Consider the following 23609-nt stretch of genomic DNA (forward strand, 5'->3'; position numbering starts at 1 on the left):
AAATACTTAATCATTTTTATTGCATATAAATTCATTTAATGGCATTGTCACTCTATGCCGCAGACACGGTGAATAATCATAAGATAGACAGACGGGAGTTCCACGATGAAAAAGTTAGTTCTGGCTGCACTGCTCACCTCTTTCGCGTTCGGCGCCGCTGCCGCGGAAAAAATCAGCTTTGGCGTCTCCGCAACCTATCCGCCGTTTGAATCGATGGACGCTAATAATCAGATTGTCGGCTTTGATATCGATCTGGCCCACGCGCTGTGCAAACAAATGCAGGCAGAATGTACCTTTACCAACCACGCGTTTGACAGCCTGATCCCGGCGCTGAAGTTCAAGAAATATGATGCGGTGATTTCCGGAATGGATATTACGCCGGAGCGGAGCAAGCAGGTGGCCTTCACCGACCCGTACTACGCCAACTCGGCGCTGGTGATCGCCAAAAAAGATGCGTTCCATTCTTTCGATGACCTGAAAGGCAAACGGATCGGCATGGAAAACGGCACCACCCACCAGAAATATCTGCAGGATAAGCATCCTGAGGTGAAGACCGTCGCCTATGACAGCTACCAGAATGCGATTATCGATTTGAAAAATGGCCGTATCGACGGCGTGTTCGGCGACACCGCGGTGGTCAACGAATGGCTGAAAACTAACCCGCAGCTGGGGGCAGCCACGCCGAAAGTGACCGACCCGCAATACTTCGGCACCGGACTCGGCATTGCCGTGCGCCCGGATAACAAGGCGCTGCTGGAGAAACTGAACGCCGCGCTGAAAGCGATTAAGGCCGACGGTACCTACCAGAAAATTAGCAACCAGTGGTTCCCGGAGTAACTTTTTTCGCCGGGTGGCGCTGCGCTTACCCGGCCACCGCTCTTCCCCGTTGGCCGGGTAAGGCGTAGCCGCCACCCGGCGATTTCTCAAAGTGGCACGAAGAACCTGAACCGCGCCCCGCTTACCGACTCCACCAGTCTGATATCGCCCCCGTGCAGCTCCAGCATTCGTTTCACAATCAGCAACCCTAACCCACCGCGATCCTCCCGCGATGCCTGGGTAGACAACGCCGACGGCCGCTGGAACAGATCGTCGCGCAACGCGGCATCGACGCCCGCTCCGTTGTCTGCCACTTCGACCTGAAGCTGTTGATTCTCCTGCCAGACCGCCAGACGGATCTCCCCGCCGACGGGAGTATGCCGCATCGCGTTATCGAGCAGGTTGGTCACCACCCTCTCAATCATCGACACATCGGCGTTAATCAGCGGCAGCGGTCCCGGTACATCAATATGCAGGTTCACCTCGCGCGTGCGGGCAGTTAATTCAAACTTCTGCGCCACGTCGGAAATCAGCTCCCCCATCGCGAAACGCTCGCGCTGCGGCTTAATGCCTCCATGCTCCAGTCGCGCCAGCTCAAACAGCTGCTGCGAAAGATGGCGCACTTTGTTGCCCTGGCGCAGGGCGATGGTGAGATACTGCCTGCGCTCCTCGGCGGTCAGCCATTCATCCTTCAGGGTCAGCGTTTCCAGATACCCCAGCAGCGAAGTCAGCGGCGTGCGCAAATCGTGAGAGATATTGGCCACAAATTCACGGCGCTGGCGATCGCTGTCGGCCAGCCGATCCCACTGATCGGCAATCTGCCGGGCAAGGTCAATAAAGCGGTTCTCGAGCACCGCCACCTCGTTACCAGGCCGGGGCTCCGGCCTGCGGGCCGCCAGGGTTTTGATGGCGCTGATGCTGTCCTGGCCGCTCGCCGCCACCTGGGCGGTGAGCAGGCGGACCGGCCGGGTGACCCAGAACCATGCCAGCCCCCCTGCCAGCAGGCCAAACAGGGCCACCAGCAGCAGCGTCCACAGAACAATGCTCCACAGCGTTTTTTGCCAGGCGTCGGCCGCCAGCTGATTAAACGTCTCCCCCTGCAAAATGATATACAGGTAGCCGCGCAGTTGGCCGTCGACGCGCAGCGGGGCGGCGCTGAAGACTTTTCGTCCGTCGGGACTGCGCGGATCGTCGCCATACACCGGCGACGCACTGCCGGTGAGAAAAGCCTGCACCGGCGCCATGTCGATACGCTGGCGCTGGATATGGCCCGGCGGCGCCGCATCGGCCAGCAGGTCGCCATCCGGCGACAGCAGATAGAGCTCCACGCTGGGATTAAAGGTCATCAGTCGGTCAAACAGCGACTTCAGGGTTTGCCGGTTGACCTCGCCGTGGGCGTCCAGCAACGGCTCGCGGGCGACAATCTGTTGAGCCAGCCCGGACGACAGACGCTGCACCATGGCGTTGCCATACTGCGCGCTGCTGTGTAACTGGACCGCGCATACCGCCACCGCGCACAGCATCAGCAAGGAAACCACCACCAGCGCCAGCCGCTGGCTGAGGCTCAGGCGGCGGATCACGGGGCGGCCTCTTGCGTCACCGGGGCGAACTTATAGCCTTTTCCCCAGACGGTAAGAATGATGTCCGGCTCGGCCGGGTCACGTTCGATTTTACTGCGCAGGCGGTTGATATGGGTATTGACGGTATGCTCATAGCCCTCGTGCTGATATCCCCAGACCTGCTCCAGCAGCGCCAGCCGGGAAAACACTTCCCCGGGGTGGCGGGCGAAGTAATACAGCAGGTCGAATTCACGCGGCGTGAGGTCCACCGTCTCGCCGCGCAGCTTCACTTCGCGCGACAGCGGGTCGATGCTCAGGCCATGGCAGGACAGGCGCCCGGCGTCCATCAGCAGATTCTGCCCCATCGCCTCCTGGCGACGAAACAGCGCTTTGACGCGGGCGATAAGCTCCAGCAATGAAAAGGGCTTCGCCAGATAGTCGTCGGCGCCCATCTCCAGGCCCAGCACGCGGTGCATTTCGCTGGTGCGAGCGCTGATGATAATCACCGGCAGGTAGCGGGTCATCTGGCGGATACGCCGGCAGATCTCCAGACCATCGACGCCGGGCAGCATCAAATCGAGGATCACCGCATCCCAGACCTGCGTCTCCAGCCGGGCGAGGGCCTGGCCGCCGTCGGCTTCATGGACGATCTGATAGCCCTCATCCTGAAGATTGAGCCGCAGCAGCGTGGCTATATCCTCGTCATCTTCCACCAGCAGAATGGTTTTGGCCATTAGATTCCCCCCACCAATAACAAAACATGCTGCGTCAAGCTTACCCGATTTCAGCGGCGCAAAGCCTTCACATTTTGTTTAAACTTCGCGGACCAGCAGGGTCAGCACTTCGTAGTGGGCGGTGTGAGGGAACATATCAAACAGCTGGACCCGCTCAACGCGATAGCCGCTAAGACGAGCGATATCGGTCGCCATGGTGCGGGCGTTACAGCTGGAATAGATAATATAGGGCGGCGCCATGCGGCTTAAATAGTCGCATAGTTCAGCGCCAATACCGCGGCGCGGCGGGTTAACCAGCACCAGCTGCGGGGCATCCGCTTCGTGAGTGGCGAACTGCGTCGAGTCCAGCGCCTGAAAATGCAGATTGCTGAGCCCCAGCTGCGCGGCTGACTGTCTGGCGCAGGCGATGGCTTCCGGGGCGATCTCGATACCGGTCAGGCGCATCGTCGGCGTCGCGCAGTGCAGGCCAAATCCCCCAACGCCGCAAAACAGATCCCACATATGCTGGACCGGCAGCGCGCGCACCCAGTCGCGGGCCGTGGCGTACAGCCGGCTGGCTACCGCCGGATTGGTCTGAAAGAAGCTTTGCGGGCGGATCCACAGCGGCACCCCATTAAAGACCTCCCCCAGCGCCTGCTGTTCGGTGAAGAAGATCTCCTGCTCACCTTCCATGATTGCCATATGCACCGGCTGGATATTCGCCGTGATCACGCTGAGCTGCGGCAGCTGTGCCTGTAGCCACGGCAGCGCGGCGCGCAGCTGAGCCACCTTGGCCTCTGAGCGCAGCACGAAGCGCAGCATCATCTCCCCCTGCTGGCTGGCGGTCAGCAGCAGGTATTTCAGCTCCCCGCGTTTGCGCGCGACGTTGTAAGGTGTTAACCCGGCGCGGGCGATAAAGGGCTTCAGGGCAGCAAAAACCGGGGCAAACCCGGCGGGATAGAGCGGGCAGTCGGTGAGGTCCACCGGAGTGCCATCGCGGTGCAGCATCCCCAGCAGCGGACGCTCAACGCTGCCGCTGACCACCATTTTAGCCTTGTTACGGAAAGCCGCCTCCGGCCCGCTGACCGGCTCGCCCCAGGCTGCGACCGGGATCGCCGCCAGCAGCGTGCGCAGATCGGCCATTTTATCGGCGAGCTGTTGCGGGACCGGCCGCTCCAGCCATTGACAGGAGCGGCAACGGCCGGCGTCGTAGAGTGCGCAATGCATAATTGACCTTCAAAAATCCAGGGGCGGGGATTGTATCACCGTTATTGCAGGCGGAAAAAGCGACGGCAGTTCGCCGGCACGAACAGCAGCGTCAGAACCAGCAGATCCGGCAGTTTTTGCATCACCAGCGAGTGGAAAATTTCTCGTTTTGATTCCCCGGGAATGCTGAACAGCTCCGGATACCCGTAGCCCAGCGATGCCGCCCACAGGTAGCCGGCAGCGATAATCTGCGTCAGCAGATAGATCCAGCGCGCCCAGTTGCGCCCTTTCACCAGCGAGAAGGCGCACCAGATTTCGATAAACACCAGCGCCAGGCTGCCGAGAAAGACCAGCGTCAGGTTCCATGTCTGAACGCTGCGGTGTATGAATTCGTTCAGCCCCTGCAGGCCCAACAGATTGAGGATCATCAGCAGATCCAGGCCACGAATCAAAATAATAGCAAAGGCCGCCACCTGCACCAGCGCAGGGACGTTAAGGCGGGCATGCGATGAGCGAGTTTTCGTAAACAATCCCAACGTAATGTCTTCCATGAAAACGGCGCCACAGGGTGGCGCCGACCGGAGGCTGCTGTACCGATTTTAGGTGGTTCAGCCTTGTCTTGCACGCTGGATATCGCGCACTCGCTGCTTTTCTGCGCGGGCCATCAAATACCAGGCGATAAAACCAACAATACCGACCACGCCGAGGATGAGCGTCGCCAGGGCGTTGATCTCCGGGTTGACCCCCATGCGCACGCTGGAGAAGACCAGCATCGGCAAGGTCGTGGCCCCGGGACCGGAGACAAAGCTGGCGATCACCAGGTCATCCAGCGACAGCGTGAAGGCCAGCAGCCAGCCGGAGATCACCGCCGGCATAATCATCGGCAGTGTGATGACGAAGAAGACCTTCAGCGGCGCGGCGCCAAGATCCATCGCCGCCTCTTCAATGGAGTGGTCCAGCTCGCGCAGGCGCGAGGAGATCACCACCGCCACGTAGGCGGTACAGAAGGTGACATGCGCCAGCCAGATGGTCAACATGCCGCGGTCCGACGGCCAGCCGATGGCATGTCCCAGCGCCACGAACAGCAGCAGCAGCGAGAGACCGGTGATCACGTCCGGCATGACCAGCGGCGCGGTGATCATAAACGCGAAGCCGTTGGAGCCGCGAAAACGCCCAAAGCGCACCATCACCACCGCGGCGATGGTACCGAGGATCGCCGCCGCCGTCGCCGCGCAGGCGGCGATGGTCAGGCTCAATCCTACCGCGCTCATCATCGCATCATCGTGGAACAGTTCGCTATACCAGCGCGTCGACCATCCGGCCCAGACCGTTACCAGCTTCGAGCTGTTGAACGAGTAGATCACCAGCATCAGCATCGGGGCGTAGAGGAAGGTGAACCCGAGCACGAGGATCAGAATGCGCCACGGCGAGCGTACTACCGGCAAGTCGTTCATCCCTGCTCTCCCATCTGCTTTTGCTGGTGCTTGTGGAACCACATGATCGGCACGATCAGCAACAGCAGCATGACAATCGCCACCGCCGAGGCGACCGGCCAGTCGCGGTTGTTAAAGAACTCCTGCCACAGCACGCGGCCAATCATGATGCTGTCCGGCCCGCCCAGCAGTTCCGGGATCACGAACTCGCCTACCGCCGGGATAAACACCAGCATGGAGCCGGCGATAATGCCGCCTTTGGTGAGCGGGACGATCACCTGGAAGAAGGTCTTCAGCGGCCGGGCGCCGAGATCCAGCGAGGCCTCCACCAGCGAATAGTCGATGCGGGTCAGCGCGGTGTAGATAGGCAGCACCATAAACGGCAGATAGGCATACACGATACCGATGTACACCGCCAGGTTGGTGTGCAGGATCTCCAGCGGCTGATCGATAACCCCTAACCACAGCAGGAAGTTATTCAACACCCCGTTGCTCTTCAGCAGCCCCATCCAGGCATAGACGCGGATCAAAAACGAGGTCCACGACGGGAGGATCACCAACAGCAGCAGAATATTACGCGTCGACGGCTTGCTGTGCGCCACCGCCCAGGCCAGCGGATAGCCCAGCAGCAGGCAGCAGATCGTCGAGATACCCGCCACCTGCAGCGACTGGAGATAAGCTTCAAAATAGAGCGGATCGTCAGTCAACTGTAGGAAGTTGGCAAAGTTAAGCGTCAGCGTCAGCTGGCCGTCCGCCCACTCCATCAGCTCGGTGTAGGGAGGGATCGCCCGCGCCATCTCGGCAAGACTTATCTTGAACACGATCAGGAACGGCAGCATAAACAACAGGATCAGCCACAGATAGGGCAGCGCAATCACCAGCTTGCGGCCATGCGCCATCTGCAGGCGCGCCGCCCACAGCGCGAAGCCGCCCGGTTTTTTCGCCCCTGACGGGGATTCAACGGTATTCATCGCCCTCTCCTCACACCGTCAGCACAACGCAGCTGTCAGCATCCCAGCATAAACGCACCTCATCGCCCCAGGTGGGCGTCCCTTTCCGATGGCGGTGTTCATTCTGCAGCTGGGCGCTGATCATCTGCCCGCTTTGCAGGCGCACATGATAGATAGAGAGATCCCCCAGATAGGCGATATGAATCACCTCGCCGACGGCAAAATTGTAGCCGTCCGCCGGCGGTTCATCGCACAGCATGATCTTCTCCGGACGCAGCGCCACCCAGACCGGCACGTTGTCCACCACCGAGGCGTCGGGGTCGACCTTCAGCGGATGCATCAGTCCCGGGGAGCTTAGCACCAGACCGTCTTCCAGACGCTCCTTCACCAGCCCTTCAAAGACGTTCACCGAGCCGATAAACTCGGCGCTGTAGCGGGTGGTCGGGTGCTCGTAAATCTCTTCCGGTTCGCCAATCTGCACAAACTTGCCGCGATTCATGATGGCGATACGGCCCGCCATGGTCATCGCCTCTTCCTGATCGTGGGTCACCATCACGCAGGTCACGCCAACGCGCTCAAGAATATCCACCACCTCGAGCTGCATGCGATCGCGAAGCTTTTTATCCAGCGCCCCCATCGGTTCATCAAGCAGCAGCAGCTTGGGCCGTTTCGCCAGGCTGCGCGCCAACGCGACGCGCTGCCGCTGGCCGCCTGAGAGTTGGTGCGGCTTACGTTTGGCAAACTCCTGCATATGTACCAGGGCCAGCATCTCCTGCACCCGGGCGGTGATTTCCGCCTTAGGCAGGCGGTCCTGCTTCAGGCCGAAGGCAATATTCTGCTCAACGGTCATATGGGGAAACAGGGCATAGGACTGGAACATCATATTAATAGGCCGCTGATAGGGCGGCACGCGCGCCAGATCCACGCCGTCGAGCATAATCTGCCCGGCGGTCGGTTGTTCAAAGCCCGCCAGCATGCGCAGCAGCGTCGATTTCCCGCAGCCTGACGCGCCCAGCAGAGCAAAAATTTCGCCTTTGTAGATAGTGAGACTGACGTCGTCGACCGCATGCTGGCCATCAAACGACTTGGTTAAGTTACGGATTTCCAGTAGCGGGGTCAGCGCTTTGGGGGCTTTCGCCTGTGGGCGGGGCATTACGTCGTTCAATCGGGTGCTCTCCGGCAAAAAAACGATCACCATATGGTCCGGTGCCATACTTCGTGCTTAACAGTGCATTTGCACCATCCTGGTGCTTCTGCTCGCCGGGCGCGCTGCTATTTCCCGGCGAGTGCAGATCTGATTTGGCCCGTATTCGACGGGCCGTCAGGAATTATTTGCCGCTCTTCACTTTGGTCCACGCGCGGGTGCGCACGCGGTCAATCTTCGGATCCTGCACCTTCAGCGTGAACAGTTTGGCGAACACATCCGCTGGCGGATAAATCGCCGGGTTGTTACGGATAGTCTCGCTGACCAGCGGCGTGGAAGCCTTGTTGCCGTTGGCGTAGAACACCTGGTCGCTGATTTTGGCGATGACGTCCGGACGCATCAGATAGTTAAGGAACTGATAGGCTTCATCTTTATTCTTCGCGTCGGCCGGCATGGCAAAGACGTCAAAGAACGCCAGCGCGCCTTCTTTCGGAATAAAGTAGGAGACATTGACGCCGTTCTTCGCCTCTTTCGCGCGGTTGGCCGCCTGCCAGACGTCCCCTGCCCAGCCGATCGCCACGCAGATGTCGCCATTGGCAAGGTCGTTAATATATTGCGAAGAGTGGAAGTAGCGAATGTTCGGCCGCAGCTTCAGCAGCAGATCGGTCGCCGGGCCGGTGTAATCATCCGCTTTGCTGCTGTTCGGATCTTTGCCGAGGTAGTTCAGCACGGTGGCGAAAATCTCTTCCGGCGCGTCGAGGAAGGAGACGCCGCAGCTTTTCAGTTTTTCGAGGTTCTCCGGCTTCAGCACCAGATCCCAGCTGTCCACCGGCGCATCTTTGCCGAGAACGGCTTTCACCTTATCCACGTTGTAGCCAATGCCCGTCGTCGCCCACAGGTAAGGCATGGCGTATTTATTCTCCGGGTCATGCTTGGCGACCAGCTTCAGCACTTCGGGGTCAAGGTTCTTCCAGTTGGGCAGCTTACTTTTATCCAGCGGCTGGAACACGCCCGCCGCCAGCTGGCGTTCGAGGAAGCTTGCCGACGGCACCACCAGGTCGAAACCGGTGCTACCCGCCATTAATTTGCCTTCCAGCACTTCGTTGGAATCAAAAACGTCATACACCACTTTAATCCCGGTCTCTTTTTCGAAATTCGCTACCGTGTCCGGCGCGATATAATCAGACCAGTTATAAACATGCAGGGTTTTTTGTTCGGCGGCGAGCGAACCGGCAGAGACGGCCATCAGCGCACCCGTAACCAGACCTGTTAACCATTTTTTACCAAAGGCGGTCATATCTCTTTTCCTTCTCAACGCCCGTTAACTTACGGGCTCAAATATACGCATTTCTACGCATGCAAAAATCATGCATATTTTTTCATTGCCTGAGAAAAGGAGAGCGGATCTCTCCCGGAGTGGTTGCTCGCAACTGGAAGCATCGCCAGAATAACTGTAGCCAGAATAAGAGGCTATAGCCCAGGTAAAAAAACGCCTTTTATCAAATTTTTATGCAATAACGGTCTACGTGATAAGCCAAAACGGCCTGAATGGCGGTGAATAATGCTTTAAAGAAAGGTTAAATGCAGAATAAAAGCGGGTAATACGCAGCCGCTGCGGTAGTGGCTGCGCTAATTTTAGGCCGGTTTAGTGAAGAAAATGGTATTGCACGTTTTCCGCCGCAGGCTCTTCTTCTTCGCCTTTGTACAGCAGCTGATTTGCGCCGGCTTCGAGGATTACCATCGAGATCTGCTCTTCGCTTTGGCGGAAGAACCAGGCGAACTGCTCCATGGTCACCCCTGGGCCGATAGACAGCGACTGGCAAACCACCAGCTTGGGCAAATTATCGTCCTGAATGTCGATAAACGCCTTCACGGTTAACGAGCTGGCGTTGATGGCCGAGAGATCCGCCGACAGCGCCAGCAGGGCAGACGGCTTCACCTCCGCCAGGGCGGAAAAGAGCACCACGTTGTCCACCAGGTCAATTTTGGCATCAAAAATACCGTCGAAATTCTGCATATGCGGCAGGTGCAATGCCTGACAGGAATCGCACTCAAAAAAGCTGATGCCGATTTCGTCCAGCCAGCGACGTAGCGTATCCAGACCTGGAACGACCAGTGAATCCATAGTGCCTGTGACCTCTTACAGTGGAAAAACGACGCCATAGCTTACGCAAAAAAAGCGCCGCATACCATGGCCGTCTTGCATCCGGCGGTTAGCCGCCTATTTTCAAACAGAATTCCGGCGTCGCCTGGCGCTCGATCCAGGCGATCATCTTGCCGGCGACATCCACGCCGGTGGTGGTTTCCACCCCTTCCAGCCCCGGCGAGGCATTCACCTCCATCACCAGCGGCCCGCGGGCGGCGCGTAAAATATCGACACCGGCGGCGTCCAGCCCGAGAGTTTGCGTTGCCTTGATGGCAATGGCCCGCTCCTCGTCGCTAATCTGCGCCACCGTGGCCATGCCGCCGCGGTGCAGGTTAGAGCGGAAATCCCCCTCTTTCGCCCGCCGCTCGATCGCCGCCACCACCTCATTGCCGACCACCAGGCAGCGGATATCGCACCCTTTCGCTTCGGCAATGTATTCCTGCACCAGAATATGAGCGTTCAGTCCGCGAAAGGCGTCGATCACGCTCTCCGCCGCCTGGCGGGTCTCCGCCAGCACCACGCCGATCCCCTGGGTGCCCTCCACCAGCTTCACCACCAGCGGCGCGCCGCCCACCATGGCGATCAGATCGCTGGTGTCATCCGGAGAGTGAGCGATGCCGGTCAATGGCAGATCGATGCCCTGGCGCGCCAGCAGCTGCAGCGAGCGCAGCTTATCGCGAGCGCGGGTGATGGCGACCGACTCATTCAGCGGATAGCTTCCCAGGAGCTCAAACTGGCGCAGGGCCGCGGTGCCATAGTAGGTGATCGCCGAGCCAATGCGCGGGATCACCGCATCAAAGTGCGGCAGCTGACGCCCTTTGTAGTGGATCGACGAGGCCACCGGGCTGACGTTCATATAACAGGAAAGCGGATCGAGGATCTCGATCTGATGACCGCGCTGTTGCGCTGCTTCGCGCAGGCGCCGACATGAATAAAGCGTTCCATCCCGGGATAATATGGCAATTTTCATCCTGCACCTCTGCGAAAAGACCCGCTCTGGCGGGCCTCAGCTATCGAACACACTTTCACCTTTCCTGCGGCCGGCGGCGGATATCACCTGGCCGGAGCAGCAGTGTACACGTAATCAGCGCGTTGCCCACCCCTGCTTATGCAGATAGTCAAGAATAAACGGACGACTCTCTTTCACGATAGTGCGCCGGATATGGTCGCTCCAGGTATCGCGGCGGGCGTTGCTGCCGCGCGACAGATAATAGTGCGCCAGCTGTTCGTCATACTCCGCCAGCAGCGCGTTATCCAGCGGCTGATAGCGGTTCTCATGCACCAGCATGGCCGCCGGCATCCGCGGCTTGATGTCCGGGTTATCCGCCGGCCAGCCAAGGCAAAGACCGAACAGCGGCAGGACGTGCTGCGGCAGCTCCAGCAGCTCTGTGACGGCCTCAATGCTGTTGCGCAACCCGCCGATATAGACGCCCCCTAGTCCGAGGGACTCGGCGGCGGTCAGCGCGTTTTGCGCCAGCAGCGCCGTATCGACAACGCCGATCAGCAGCTGTTCCGCCAGCCCCAGCTGCGCCTGTGGGCAGATCTGCAGGTGGCGATTAAAGTCGGCGCAGAAGACCCAAAACTCCGCCGCCTGGGCGACGTGCTGCTGGCCGCCGGTCAGCGGGACCAGACGTTCACGCAGCGCCGGGTCAGTAATACGGATGATGGAGGTGCACTGTAAAAAACTCGAGGTAGATGCCGCTTGCGCGCTGGCGATAATCTCTGCGCGCTGTTCGTCGCTCACGGGGGCATCGGTGAAGTGGCGGATGGAACGGTGGCTGCGCAGCAGCTCAATGGTCGGCGTCATTACGTTTTTCTCTGTCAGACAAGGATTCAGGCTTTGGAGAGTGCGTTAACTGCGGGGCCACGATCTGCGCCATCCGCCACATCACGACGAGGGCGGCGGGGATCATCAGCACGATCCCGGCAAAGAGCATCACCAGCGCCGCGGTCGGGCTGGCAATGGGCGCAGGCAGCTGGACATACTGGTTAAGGGAGAGCCAGGCGAGGGTTAACAGCCCCATCCCGAGGATCTCAACCAGCAGTATGCTTTTCGGCAATGGGGCAAATTTTCGCATCACGCCTCTCCGGTTGATAAACGCGGCGCGCCAGCCAATTCCACCGCGCCGTCGGGCCAGTATACGGGTTTTGACAGTCCGACATTTATCAAACATAGCCGTAAACCATCGAAGTAAAAGGCAGAACCTTCTTTCCCTCCCCGCCCGTTGCAGGCATCATAAGCGCCATTCGCCATCCGGCTGAGGTTTAAGGAGAGAAGCAATGTTTACCGTTATTTTTGGTCGTCCAGGCTGCCCTTACTGCGTTCGCGCTAAAGAACTGGCAGAAAAACTGACCAACGAGCGTGATGATTTCAACTACCGCTACGTGGATATTCATGCCGAAGGCATCAGCAAAGCTGACCTGGAAAAAACCGTTGGCAAACCGGTTGAAACCGTGCCGCAGATTTTCGTCGACCAGAAACACATCGGCGGCTGCACCGATTTTGAAGCCTGGGCAAAAGAGAATCTCGGCCTGTTTGCCTGAGTCAATTTATTTGCTCGATGAATGACTGCGCCAGGTATCAAGCCAGGCGCAGATAAACAAAAAGCACAATGCCCCAAGCGCGCACCAGAACACGGCGCTCAACACCCACGCCATCTCCTGCCAGAACGTCCGGTGGGTCACGAAGAACAGCCGCATCGTCACCATGCAGACCGGCGCCGCCAGTATCGCGCCGAGCAAAGGACGCAGCACCCGCCGTCCGGGAGAGAGACAGCTCGCCGCCGCCCCTGGCAGCAAAAAGAAGAGCAGGCCCAGCTCCGGGTTGCCGCTGGCGCGAAATGCCCCTTTCATATGTAACAACAACGATAAGCACACCACAATGAACAGAACGAAGCCACAGATAATGCCGGCCCAACTACGCTCAGATTTCACCGTATCCTCCTGATGTTGCCTCTAACTCACGTCCACGTCGCCCAGTCAGATAAAGCATTTCGGCAATCCATGCCAATAACTCCCCTACCAGCCTAAAAACGATTGTCACTAGCCGCCGCATCCAGGAAGGATTAAACTAGCGGTATATTTTTGCTGGTTATAACAGGGTGCCAGAATAGGTTCGCGACAACGCGAACGCCTGAGCAACCTTAGACCAAATAACCATTTCCTTCAACAACTTACTAGTAAATGAGAAGTTGGCTTTCGTGAATATAAACGTCGCAGATTTGTTAAACGGGAATTACATCCTGTTATTATTCGTTGTACTTGCATTAGGACTATGCCTGGGAAAACTGCGTCTCGGCTCAGTACAACTTGGTAATTCCATTGGCGTTTTAGTCGTTTCTCTATTATTAGGCCAGCAGCATTTCGCGATTAACACCGATGCCCTTAATCTCGGCTTTATGCTGTTTATTTTTTGCGTTGGCGTAGAAGCCGGGCCCAACTTTTTTTCTATTTTTTTCCGCGACGGGAAAAACTACCTGATGCTGGCGCTGGTGATGGTCGGCAGCGCGATGCTGATCGCCATGATGCTGGGTAAAGTGTTCGGCTGGGATATCGGGCTCACCGCCGGTATGCTGGCAGGCGCCATGACCTCCACCCCGGTGCTGGTGGGCGCGGGCGACACCCTGCGCCATTTCGGCCTGCCCAGCGATCAGCTGGCGCAGTCGCTTGACCATCTGAGCCTCGGCTATGCCCTGACCTATCTGGTTGGTCTGGTGAGCCTGATCGTCGGCGCCCGCTATATGCCCAAGCTGCAGCATCAGGATCTGCAGACCAGCGCCCAGCAAATCGCCCGCGAGCGCGGCCTCGATACCGATTCCAAACGTAAAGTCTACCTGCCGGTGATCCGCGCCTACCGCGTCGGCCCGGAGCTGGTGGCCTGGGCGGATGGCAAAAATCTGCGCGAACTGGGTATTTACCGCCAGACCGGCTGCTATATTGAACGCATTCGTCGCAACGGCATTCTGGCCAACCCGGACGGCGACGCGGTGCTGCAGATGGGTGACGATATTGCGCTGGTGGGTTACCCGGACGCCCACGCCCGCCTCGACCCGAGCTTCCGCAACGGTAAAGAGGTGTTCGACCGCGATCTGCTCGACATGCGCATCGTCACTGAAGAGATTGTGGTCAAAAACCACAACGCCGTCGGCCGCCGCCTGGCGCAGCTCAAGCTTACCGACCACGGCTGCTTCTTAAACCGGGTTATTCGCAGCCAGATCGAGATGCCTATCGACGATAACGTCGTACTGAACAAAGGCGACGTGCTGCAGGTCAGCGGCGACGCCCGCCGCGTAAAAACCGTGGCCGACCGCATCGGCTTTATCTCCATTCACAGCCAGGTGACCGATCTGCTGGCCTTCTGCGCCTTCTTTATCGTTGGCCTGATGATCGGCATGATCACCTTCCAGTTCAGCTCCTTCAGCTTCGGCATCGGCAACGCCGCCGGCCTGCTGTTCGCCGGCATCATGCTTGGCTTCCTGCGCGCCAACCACCCAACCTTCGGCTATATCCCGCAGGGGGCGCTGAACATGGTGAAAGAGTTTGGTCTGATGGTGTTTATGGCCGGGGTCGGTCTCAGCGCCGGGGCCGGGATCAATAACGGGCTGGGCGCCGTCGGCGGCCAGATGCTGGCGGCAGGGCTTATCGTCAGCCTGGTGCCGGTGGTGATCTGCTTCCTGTTCGGCGCCTACGTGCTGCGCATGAACCGGGCGATGCTGTTCGGCGCCATGATGGGAGCCCGCACCTGCGCCCCGGCGATGGAGATCATCAGCGATACCGCGCGCAGCAATATTCCAGCGCTCGGCTACGCAGGGACCTACGCCATCGCCAACGTGCTGCTTACCCTTGCCGGGACGCTCATCGTGATCATCTGGCCAGGGCTACAATAATTTTTTGAGAAAAAAGCCGTCACAGGCAGAACTTTTTCTCAGGGCATCAGTCATAAGTAATGCCACTGCTTTTCTTTGATGTCCCCATTTTGTGGAGCCCATCAACCCCGCCACTTCGGTTCAAGGTTGATGGGTTTTTTGTTGCCTGCGTTTAGCCATTCCGGGTGAAACGCCGCTTCAGCGCCTCTCTTCCTGCGCCCTCTCCCCTGCCAGCTGCCCGACCATCATGCGGATTGCCGCCTTCGACAACGGTGCGCGGTCGGTGACAAAGTGCAAGGTCATCCCTTCAATAAAGGCGTCGAGACCGCGGGCGGTATCGGGGGCAAACCATTGTTCCAGCGTCTGCTGGCTGCGCCGCATCCAGTTTTGCATCACCGCCTTCAGCGCCGGCTGACTGCTGCAGAACGCGTACAGCTGGTACATCAGCTCCATATTGCGCGCCGTGGTCACCTGGGCGCTGAAGATCAGATCCGCGATGGCATCGCAGGCTTGTTCCCGGTTCGTTACCCCGACGAAGCCTTGCTGATACTGCGCCGACATCTCGGCGGTAAACAGGCTGAACGCCTCCTCAATTAACGCCTCAATGCCGCTGAAATAGTAGGTCAGCGATCCCAGCGGCACATTCGCGCAGGTGGCGATTTTACGGTGCGTCACCGCATGGATGCCGTGCGCCGCGATGGTATCCAGCGTCGCCTGCAGGATGCGCTCGCGGCGCTGCGGATCGTTTGGTCTACGGGCCATGATTTTCCTCTTCCGGTTTATGTACAAATGTACACATACTTGCTACTGTTGTCTTCACTCTTCTCCTTTAAGGCGTTTACGGATGACGACGCAATCCTCGCGTAGAGCGCTGCAGCTTCGGTTATGGGCGCTGTTTATGTTCTTTTTCATCCCCGGCTTGTTAATGGCCTCCTGGGCCACCCGCACGCCGGCGATCCGCGATCTGTTGGCGCTATCCACCGCAGAGATGGGCGTGGTGCTGTTTGGTCTGTCGGTGGGGTCGATGAGCGGTATTCTCTGCTCGGCGTGGCTGGTGAAGCGCTTTGGTACCCGCAAGGTCATCCGCACCACCATGTCCTTCGCCGTGCTTGGCATGCTGGTGCTCAGCCTGGCGCTGTGGGTCACTTCCGCCCCGCTGTTCGCCTTCGGTCTGGCCATCTTCGGCGCCAGCTTCGGCTCTGCAGAGGTCGCTATTAACGTCGAAGGCGCGGCCATCGAGCGGGAGATGAATAAAACGGTGCTGCCGATGATGCATGGCTTCTACAGCTTTGGCACCCTGTTCGGCGCCGGGGTGGGCATGGCAGTGACCGGATTCGGTCTGCCGGCCGCCCCGCACATTCTGGCGGCTGCGCTGGTGGCTATCCTGCCCATCGCCATTGCTATCCGCGCCATTCCCGACGGCACCGGTAAAAATGCCGCCGAAGTCGCCCACGGTGAGACGAAAGGTCTGCCGGTGTGGCGCGACGCGCAGCTGCTGCTGATCGGCGTAATTGTCCTGGCGATGGCCTTTGCCGAAGGCTCGGCCAACGACTGGCTGCCGCTGCTGATGGTGGATGGCCACGGCTTTAGCCCCACCTCCGGCTCCCTGATTTATGCCGGTTTCACCCTCGGCATGACGCTGGGCCGCTTTACCGGCGGCTGGTTTATCGATCGCTACAGCCGGGTGGCGGTAGTCCGCGGCAGCGCAGTGATGGGCGCCCTCGGCATAGGCCTGATCATCTTCGTCGATAACCCCTGGGTGGCGGGCATCTCGGTGCTGCTGTGGGGCATTGGCGCCTCGCTCGGCTTCCCGCTGACCATCTCCGCCGCCAGCGATACCGGGCCGGACGCGCCCAAGCGCGTCAGCGTGGTGGCGATCACCGGCTATCTCGCTTTCCTCGTCGGGCCGCCGCTGCTGGGTTTCCTCGGCGAACACTTCGGCCTGCGCAGCGCCATGATGGTGGTGCTGGGTCTGGTGATGGTGGCGGCGCTGGTCGCCCGCGCGGTGGCTAAGCCACAATCTGAACCCGTTATGGAGAACAGCTAATGAGCATCAAACTGATTGCGGTGGATATGGACGGCACCTTTTTAAGCGATGCCAAAACTTACAACCGGCCGCGCTTCCTCGCCCAGTACCAGCGAATGCGCGAACAGAATATTCGCTTCGTGGTCGCCAGCGGCAATCAATATTATCAGCTGATCTCCTTTTTCCCGGAGATCGCCCATCAGATCGCCTTCGTGGCGGAAAACGGCGGCTGGGTGGTGAGCGGCAATGAAGACGTCTTCAACTGCCAACTGCCGGTTCACCACTTCAACGCCGTGGTCGACCATCTGCAGACGTTGCCGAATATCGAAATCATCGCCTGCGGGAAGCGCAGCGCCTACACCCTCAATCGCTACAACGACGCGCTGAAGACGGTGGCGGCGAAGTATTATCACCGCCTTGAACTGGTGGACGATTTTAACCATCTCGATGACACCATCCTCAAATTTGGTCTCAACGTGCCAGACAGCCTGATCCCGGAAATTCAGCCGAAGCTGCACGCGGCGCTGGGGGACATGGTCACCGCGGTGGCCACCGGCTACGGCAGCATCGACTTAATTATCCCGGGTGTGCACAAAGCCAACGGGCTGCGCATTTTGCAGCAGCGCTGGGGCATTGAGGATCACGAGGTGGTGGCGTTCGGCGACAGCGGCAACGATATCGAAATGCTGCAGCACGCCGGGTTTGGCTTTGCCATGGCCAACGCCCGGGAAGACGTCAAAGCCGTCGCCCGCTATCAGGCGCCGCATAACAACGAAGAAGGTGTCCTGCAGATTATTGATAAGGTGTTGGATCGCGAAGCGCCGTTCGCCTGATAAGACCCGGATGCGAGCGCATCCGGGTTGAAAACAACTACCCCTGCTGCGAATTGCCGACGCTTTTATCTTTCAGAAAGTAAATCATCAGCCCCAGCCATAGTACCCCACCCAGCAGGTTAAACAGGCTGAACAGCCCGTTGCCGCCCAGCTCGTAAGCATGTTTGCTGAGCTCGATGCCGACGGTGAAGATCAGCATCTGCAGCATTCCCATCGCCGCCGAGACCGTGCCTTTACTCATCTCGCTGGCGAACAGGGTTAAACGCACCAGGCCGGCGTTCGCGAGGCCAATCCCGAAGGCGTAGAAGCTCAGACCGGCCGTCATCCACAGATAAGCGTGGGAAGAGACCACGGTCGCCGCCGCAGAGAGGATCAGGCCAAACATGATCGGCCAACCGCCCATGATAATCAGCGAGCGCACGGTCCGGCGCGCAGTCAGGCGCGCCAGCACCAGGTTGCCGGCAATCAGCGCCCCGAAAATCGGCACCTGCAGCATGCCGTACTCATAGCTGGTGGCCTGTTCGCCGCTGATAATAATCACCGGCGACTGGGCAATCCACGCCAGCAGCGGCAGGCTGACAAAGCCGGTGGCCAGCGCGCCGGCGACGAAGCGCAGGTTCTTCAGCACCAGCCGATAGTCGCGGCCCAGCTCTTTCACCGACAGCTTTTCGCCCAGCCGCGTCGCGGTCTCCGGCATCGCCCGCTGCAGGCCGAAGAACGAGATGGCCGCCAGCACGGCGAACAGGACAAACATCATCTCCCACGGCAGGATATGCACCCAGGCGGCGCCCACCAGCGGCCCCAGCAGCGGGGCTATCAGCGCCACGTTAGCCATCAGGGCGGTGATTTTGATACACACCGCCTCCTCAAAGGACTCCTGTATCGCCGCATAGCCCACCGCGCCGATAAAGCACAGGCTGATCCCCTGCAGGAAGCGCAGCAGGGTAAACTGCTCAATGGTCTGCGCCAGCAGCGTCGCCAGGCAGGTGACGATGAACCATACTACGCCGGTCAACATCACCGGACGGCGGCCAATACGATCCGACAGCGGCCCCAGCAGCCACTGTAAAAACATGCCGCCTGCCAGATAGGCAGTCATTGAGGTAGGTACCCATTCGTTGCCCACCTGAAATTCCTGCACCACGGCTAACATGCCCGGCTGAATCATATCGTTGCCGATATAAGTGGAAAACTCGTACAGCACCAGACATAACGGGAACAACAGCGCCTGCCTTCCGAGGCGGCGGCCTGAAAGCGAATAATTTTGCATGAAATCTCTTATCTATCAAAAATCGCGCAAAGTGTAATGAAACTCCCGGCGCGGAGATAGTGAATTGTGGGTGACACCGCACAATATTACGAGCCGTGCGCCATCGTCCTGCCTCTCCCCTGTTATTCAGCCTGTGTATATATTCCGTTTATGTTTCAGCAATGTGACAAACGATATACTGACGTTTTTCAGGCTGTTAGCCGTAGACTTTATGGTAGTGGATTTCATAACAACCTGATCTTTAAGACAATGCCGCCTTTAACTCCGCACCGCTTTTATTTAGGGTAGGCGGCTTAATTGCTATCGGACCAACGAGCCTGGAAGTCTATGCTGGAAAAAATTAACTATGCGCTGTTCGCCCTGCTCAACGCGACGCCTGCCTCGCCGCAGTGGGCCATTGAGATGGCGATCTTCATCGCTAAAGATCTGATTCTGATCGTACCTCTGCTGGTGGTGACATTGTGGCTGTGGGGGCCTGCCCAGCGGCAGATGGTGTTTAAGCTGATGCTGGCGCTGACGATCAGCCTGACCGTGTCGTGGGCGATCGGCCACCTCTATCCGCACGATCGGCCGTTTGTCGCCGGCGTAGGCTATAACTTCCTGCACCACGCGGCGGACGACTCCTTCCCCAGCGACCATGGCACCGTCAGCTTTACCTTTGCCCTGGCCTTCCTGTTCTGGCATCGCCTGTGGTCCGGCGCCCTGCTGATGGCCATTGCCGCCGCCATCGCCTGGTCCCGTGTCTATCTCGGCGTGCACTGGCCGCTGGATATGGTCGGCGGGCTGCTGGCCGGGATGTGCGGCTGCCTTGGCGCGGCGCTGATCTGGCATACGTTCGGCCCGGCGCTATACCATCAGCTGCAGCGGCTGTATCGTCTCTGCTTCTCCTTGCCAATCCGCAAAGGTTGGGTGCGCGGCTAAACGCCGCCGTCGCTGCGGCCACCGCGTGACTAACCCGCAAGCGACAGGTAAAATCCCGCTAACGCCCTGCCCCCGCAGGGCGATTTTAGCGCAGAGGGAATATGGAAACTCGCCGTGACGAACGTATCAGTCAGCTCATTCAGGCACTTAAACGCAGCGATAAGCTGCATCTGAAAGAAGCCGCTTCCCTGCTTGGGGTGTCGGAAATGACCATTCGTCGCGACCTCAATGGCCACAGCGGCCCGGTTGTGCTGCTCGGCGGATACATTGTGCTGGAGCCGCGCAGCGCCACCCATTACCTGCTCAGCGATCAAAAAACCCGGCTGGTCGAGGAAAAACGCCGTGCCGCTCGCCATGCGGCCGCGCTGCTGGAGGCCCATCAGATGGCCTTCTTCGACTGCGGGACCACCACGCCGTGGATTATTGACGCCATTGACGATGCCCTGCCCTTCACCGGCGTCTGCTACTCCCTGAACACCTTTCTGGCCCTGCAGGAAAAACCCCAGTGCCGCGCGGTCCTGTGCGGTGGGGAGTTTCATGCCAGCAACGCGATTTTTATGCCGCTGAGCCTTGAGGATACCCTCAGCCATCTGAGCCCTGATATCGCCTTTTACTCGGCGGCGGGGATCGACTGCGAGCAGGGGGCGACCTGCTATAACCTGGAAGAGCTGCCGGTTAAGCACTGGGCGATGCGTCACGCGCGCTATCACGTGCTGGTGGTCGACCACAGCAAGTTTGGCAAAGTGCGTCCGGCGCGCATGGGGGCGTTAGCGAAATTTGACGTGATCGCCAGCGATATCTGCCCGGATGATGAGCTGGTCGCGCTGGCGAAGGCGCAGCAGATTTCCCTACTGTATTGAAGCGTCGCTGCCCGCGCCCCGCAGGGCGCGGGCAGGCATCAGGAGAACCAGCTGCCAAACCAGCCGTGCAGTTTCATCAGCACGAAGTCGATCATCCGGCTGAAGAAGCCGCCCTCTTTTACCGACTCCATGACAATCAGCGGACGCTGTTCAATGGTTTTATCATTTAGCTTAAAGTCGATAGTCCCGACCACCTGCCCCTTCTCCAGCGGCGCGGTAAGCTGCGGCTGATTTAAGGTATAGCTGGCTTTCAGGTTTTTCAGCTGGCCCTTCGGCAAAGTGATAGAGCCCGCCTCGCCAGCCCCCAGTTTCGCTTCATTGCTATCGCCAAACCACACGCGCTGGGTAACGAAGGTGGCATCTGGTTTAATCGGCGTCACGGTTTCAAAGAAGCGGAAGCCCCAGGTCAGCAGTTTTTCTGACTCGTTAAAGCGAATGCGGTCGGTTTTGGTCCCCAGCACCACGGCGATCAAACGCATATCACCCTGAGTGGCCGAGGAGACGAGGTTATAGCCGGCCCCGGCGGTGGTCCCGGTTTTCACGCCATCGGCGTTGAGGTTGCTGCTCCACAGCAGGCGGTTGCGGTTCGGCTGGCGAATTTTATTGAAAGTGAACTCTTTCTCTTTATGTACCGCGTACTCTTCCGGTACGTCGTGGATCATCGCTTTGGTCAGCAGCGCCATATCGCGGGCGGTGCTGAACTGCCCCGGCGCGTCAAGGCCGTGGACGGTCATAAAGGTGGTGTTGGTCAGCCCCATTTTTTTGGCGTAGCCGTTCATCAGGCTAACGAAAGCGTCCTGGCTGCCCGCTACGTAGTCAGCAATCGCAATGCTGGCGTCGTTACCGGACTGAATGATGACCCCTTTATTCAGATCTTCTACGGAAACCTGCATGCCAGGCTTGAGGAACATCACCGATGAGCCGCGCAGCGCCGGGTTGCCGGTCGCCCAGGCATCGCGCCCAACGGTCACCATATCGGTCAGTTTGATTTTTCCCGCTTTTATTGCCTGCCCTACCACGTAGCTGGTCATGATCTTCGTCAGACTGGCCGGGTCGAGTTTTTCATCGGCATTGCCTTCGCTGAGCACCTTCCCGCTGGCATAGTCCATCAGGATCCAGGCGCGAGCGTTAATTGAAGGGGCGTCGGGGAGTTGTTCCGCAGCCTGCACCGCAGGTGCGACAAGAAATAACAGCGCGCAACCTGCCGCGAGGCCGCGAAGGGAAAAAGCGTCATGCATCATAAGAGCCACCCAAGTATCCTTTCCAAACAAAATATGCCGCGCCACTCTGACCGCGCCGCAGCAACCGGTGAGTAAAGCGTACAAATGACCTTAAAGAAACAGCGAGTTGGTAAAGTTTTTAAAGTTTACGCAATAACATGCCGCTGTGCTTTAATCAGAACAATTTTTTTGATCGTAATCGCCTTAATGTTAACTTTATTATGGCAAGAAAAAAATCGCCTTTCAAAACCAATTAGTCACCGAAATTTCAATAACATAGCTCACTTCTCTTCGGGGAAAATGCTCCTAAAGAGACGTCGCAAGCGTGTCTTTCATTGTGGTTTGCCTGGTCATAGATTCACATTATGGCGGGGCCGTGTGGGGTAAGCGAAAGCCTGGCCAGTGATATCCAGTCGCGTCGCCCCTACCCCCTTCACCTGAGAACCGGGGATGGTTGTTACTGCTGATACCCTTCACAAAACTCAAAATGTCGGCCCGGTTGCATTCCATGAGGCCCAGTTCAACTTCCGAACTCACAATAACCACATCTGGCTTGCTGCTGTAGAAGTCTCAGACGCTTAAATATAAACCTGAAGGTTCTGTAGGCCCTATTTACGCCTGAAATGCAGTTGAGAACTCCCGGGCTATGCTTGAGACGGTCATTACGCCCGTCTCAGGAAATTAGCAACAACGCCCGCACTTTTCTCTCCATCGGGCCTGCCTGATCGCCATGTTCAGCAGGGCTTCGATTGCCATAGCATTCCGCCGATGGAGGCGCAATCTCCTTGATAAAGGATATCAATCAGCTATCCCCTCTATACGCCACCATCAGGAATTGAGGTCAGGAAGGGAGAGCCTCCCGCTAATGATATGAATTATTCGCCCACTGGATAAGCAGGCAGACGGCTTTCCTGTTTTAGTCGGCATATCGGTAAAAGATAGTTTATCGGGCTATTTTCCCTTTCCGTATTACACAAGTAAGAAAAATAGCACATCGATAAGGATGGATTCCTGGTCATTAAATACAGTATAGTTTCCCCTGCAATCTTTATGGAAGCGGGTAGCTCACCCGCAGTTATTCCATAAATTAAGATTCGCATATTGTGTTGAAAATGGCATATCCCTTTATGCGTGTAATTACACCCCAGCCTGTCGCTGGGCTTTTTTTTTCAAGGCGACTCTGGATGGTGATAAATTTTACAAATACATTCATAACAGCGCATCCACAGCCGTGGCCTTTACAGAAGTATTGCTCTCAAAACCCCGGGCCGCTCTGATTCTGTTGCCCGTTATTAATCACGCCGGTTTGATGAAAAGGTTAACATCTCTTCCCGGGTAATCTCCTACCCTTCTCGTCCGATGCCATATCGAGCTCTACGACTCGCTCTTCCAGACTGCAGTTCGCCAGTGCTTCTTTTATCCCTATTTCGTTTTGCAGGGATGTTTTGATAGCACCGCGATAGTATGCTGGCCATCCTTATCAGTCATTCATTTTAACCGCCTTTTTCAAATCCTTCCGGGGAAAGTAAAGTCCTCTACCAGGCTCTGCTCGTTTAACGCTATAGATTCAAATACTGATTATTGCATTATATACCACTTACCCCCGCCGTGATTACCCAGGTAAGATAAATAGCACAAAAGTAAGGG

At 58.1% G+C, this 23609-nt stretch carries 24 protein-coding genes; 7 read left to right on the forward strand and 17 right to left on the reverse strand.

From position 1 onward, the window contains the following. The first annotated feature begins 105 nt into the window (after window positions 1-105). Complete coding sequence (gene artJ / locus LPQ25_RS17290; protein WP_002896384.1) at window positions 106-837, forward strand: arginine ABC transporter substrate-binding protein ArtJ; 732 nt, start codon at window positions 106-108, stop codon at window positions 835-837. A gap of 86 nt (window positions 838-923) precedes the next feature. Here artJ and LPQ25_RS17295 read toward each other — a convergent pair whose 3' ends face one another. The 12 genes from LPQ25_RS17295 to LPQ25_RS17350 form a co-directional block, all read right to left on the reverse strand. After that, window positions 924-2396 (reverse strand): sensor histidine kinase, encoded by a 1473-nt coding sequence (locus LPQ25_RS17295; RefSeq protein WP_002896382.1) that lies wholly within the window; start codon window positions 2394-2396, stop codon window positions 924-926. After that, complete coding sequence (locus tag LPQ25_RS17300) at window positions 2393-3109, reverse strand: response regulator transcription factor (RefSeq protein ID WP_002896380.1); 717 nt, start codon at window positions 3107-3109, stop codon at window positions 2393-2395. Before LPQ25_RS17300 ends, LPQ25_RS17295 begins: the two co-directional genes overlap by 4 nt. A gap of 78 nt (window positions 3110-3187) precedes the next feature. Continuing rightward, the gene (gene rlmC / locus LPQ25_RS17305; protein ID WP_012737712.1) at window positions 3188-4315 is read right to left on the reverse strand and encodes a 23S rRNA (uracil(747)-C(5))-methyltransferase RlmC; all 1128 of its coding nucleotides are present in this window, start codon (window positions 4313-4315) and stop codon (window positions 3188-3190) included. A gap of 41 nt (window positions 4316-4356) precedes the next feature. Continuing rightward, window positions 4357-4845, reverse strand: a complete 489-nt coding sequence (locus LPQ25_RS17310) for a YbjO family protein (protein ID WP_002896376.1) — start codon at window positions 4843-4845, stop codon at window positions 4357-4359. 57 nt (window positions 4846-4902) lie between these two features. Then, window positions 4903-5748 (reverse strand): putrescine ABC transporter permease PotI, encoded by an 846-nt coding sequence (potI, locus tag LPQ25_RS17315; RefSeq protein ID WP_002896372.1) that lies wholly within the window; start codon window positions 5746-5748, stop codon window positions 4903-4905. Beyond that, window positions 5745-6698 (reverse strand): putrescine ABC transporter permease PotH, encoded by a 954-nt coding sequence (potH, locus tag LPQ25_RS17320; protein ID WP_002896371.1) that lies wholly within the window; start codon window positions 6696-6698, stop codon window positions 5745-5747. Before potH ends, potI begins: the two co-directional genes overlap by 4 nt. A gap of 10 nt (window positions 6699-6708) precedes the next feature. Then, a complete protein-coding gene (gene potG, locus LPQ25_RS17325; protein ID WP_002896370.1) occupies window positions 6709-7842 on the reverse strand; it encodes a putrescine ABC transporter ATP-binding subunit PotG in 1134 nt (377 codons plus the stop codon). 163 nt (window positions 7843-8005) lie between these two features. Further along, complete coding sequence (gene potF / locus LPQ25_RS17330; protein WP_002896368.1) at window positions 8006-9118, reverse strand: spermidine/putrescine ABC transporter substrate-binding protein PotF; 1113 nt, start codon at window positions 9116-9118, stop codon at window positions 8006-8008. A gap of 348 nt (window positions 9119-9466) precedes the next feature. Next, complete coding sequence (locus LPQ25_RS17335) at window positions 9467-9946, reverse strand: type III secretion system chaperone family protein (protein WP_002896365.1); 480 nt, start codon at window positions 9944-9946, stop codon at window positions 9467-9469. A gap of 88 nt (window positions 9947-10034) precedes the next feature. Further along, the gene (rimK, locus tag LPQ25_RS17340; protein ID WP_002896363.1) at window positions 10035-10937 is read right to left on the reverse strand and encodes a 30S ribosomal protein S6--L-glutamate ligase; all 903 of its coding nucleotides are present in this window, start codon (window positions 10935-10937) and stop codon (window positions 10035-10037) included. Between the two features lie 114 nt (window positions 10938-11051). Next, entirely contained in the window at window positions 11052-11774 is a 723-nt protein-coding gene (gene nfsA / locus LPQ25_RS17345; protein ID WP_004179133.1) for a nitroreductase NfsA, read from the reverse strand. Continuing rightward, window positions 11758-12045 (reverse strand): YbjC family protein, encoded by a 288-nt coding sequence (locus LPQ25_RS17350; RefSeq protein ID WP_004179132.1) that lies wholly within the window; start codon window positions 12043-12045, stop codon window positions 11758-11760. Before LPQ25_RS17350 ends, nfsA begins: the two co-directional genes overlap by 17 nt. Window positions 12046-12247: 202 nt before the next feature. On the opposite strand from LPQ25_RS17350, the gene LPQ25_RS17355 reads away from it, so the two are divergent. Beyond that, window positions 12248-12511 (forward strand): GrxA family glutaredoxin, encoded by a 264-nt coding sequence (locus LPQ25_RS17355; RefSeq protein ID WP_002896352.1) that lies wholly within the window; start codon window positions 12248-12250, stop codon window positions 12509-12511. Window positions 12512-12517: 6 nt separating this feature from the next. Here LPQ25_RS17355 and ybjM read toward each other — a convergent pair whose 3' ends face one another. Continuing rightward, window positions 12518-12901, reverse strand: coding sequence for an inner membrane protein YbjM (gene ybjM, locus LPQ25_RS17360; RefSeq protein ID WP_002896351.1), 384 nt, complete (start codon window positions 12899-12901; stop codon window positions 12518-12520). 266 nt (window positions 12902-13167) lie between these two features. Between ybjM and LPQ25_RS17365 the strand changes: the two genes are divergently transcribed. Continuing rightward, window positions 13168-14853 (forward strand): aspartate:alanine antiporter, encoded by a 1686-nt coding sequence (locus tag LPQ25_RS17365; protein ID WP_004147745.1) that lies wholly within the window; start codon window positions 13168-13170, stop codon window positions 14851-14853. Between the two features lie 177 nt (window positions 14854-15030). Here the strand turns inward: LPQ25_RS17365 and LPQ25_RS17370 are convergent, their stop codons facing one another. Next, window positions 15031-15594, reverse strand: a complete 564-nt coding sequence (locus LPQ25_RS17370) for a TetR/AcrR family transcriptional regulator (protein ID WP_004223846.1) — start codon at window positions 15592-15594, stop codon at window positions 15031-15033. Window positions 15595-15676: 82 nt separating this feature from the next. Here LPQ25_RS17370 and LPQ25_RS17375 point away from each other — a divergent pair, with 82 nt between their 5' ends. Further along, window positions 15677-16879: an MFS transporter gene (locus LPQ25_RS17375; RefSeq protein ID WP_012737709.1), complete on the forward strand. Its 1203-nt coding sequence runs from the start codon at window positions 15677-15679 to the stop codon at window positions 16877-16879. Next, window positions 16879-17691, forward strand: coding sequence for a Cof-type HAD-IIB family hydrolase (locus LPQ25_RS17380; protein WP_004141971.1), 813 nt, complete (start codon window positions 16879-16881; stop codon window positions 17689-17691). Before LPQ25_RS17375 ends, LPQ25_RS17380 begins: the two co-directional genes overlap by 1 nt. A 37-nt stretch (window positions 17692-17728) precedes the next feature. Here LPQ25_RS17380 and kdeA read toward each other — a convergent pair whose 3' ends face one another. After that, entirely contained in the window at window positions 17729-18961 is a 1233-nt protein-coding gene (gene kdeA / locus LPQ25_RS17385) for a multidrug efflux MFS transporter KdeA (RefSeq protein WP_004141972.1), read from the reverse strand. A gap of 327 nt (window positions 18962-19288) precedes the next feature. Here kdeA and ybjG point away from each other — a divergent pair, with 327 nt between their 5' ends. Together ybjG and deoR are read left to right on the forward strand one after the other, a co-directional pair. Further along, window positions 19289-19882, forward strand: a complete 594-nt coding sequence (gene ybjG / locus LPQ25_RS17390; RefSeq protein WP_004183502.1) for an undecaprenyl-diphosphate phosphatase — start codon at window positions 19289-19291, stop codon at window positions 19880-19882. Between the two features lie 101 nt (window positions 19883-19983). Next, on the forward strand, window positions 19984-20742 hold the full coding sequence (gene deoR, locus LPQ25_RS17395; protein ID WP_004151717.1) for a DNA-binding transcriptional repressor DeoR: 759 nt from the start codon (window positions 19984-19986) through the stop codon (window positions 20740-20742). A 38-nt stretch (window positions 20743-20780) separates the two neighbouring features. On the opposite strand, the gene dacC is transcribed toward deoR, so the two are convergent. Both dacC and LPQ25_RS17405 read right to left on the reverse strand, forming a co-directional pair. After that, window positions 20781-21983, reverse strand: a complete 1203-nt coding sequence (dacC, locus tag LPQ25_RS17400) for a serine-type D-Ala-D-Ala carboxypeptidase (RefSeq protein WP_014907903.1) — start codon at window positions 21981-21983, stop codon at window positions 20781-20783. Between the two features lie 652 nt (window positions 21984-22635). Next, a complete protein-coding gene (locus LPQ25_RS17405; protein WP_020806119.1) occupies window positions 22636-22764 on the reverse strand; it encodes a hypothetical protein in 129 nt (42 codons plus the stop codon). Between the last annotated feature and the right edge of the window lie 845 nt (window positions 22765-23609).

Origin of the sequence: Klebsiella sp. KPN54798, from assembly GCF_021184225.1 — a bacterium.
GTDB lineage: Bacteria > Pseudomonadota > Gammaproteobacteria > Enterobacterales > Enterobacteriaceae > Klebsiella > Klebsiella pneumoniae.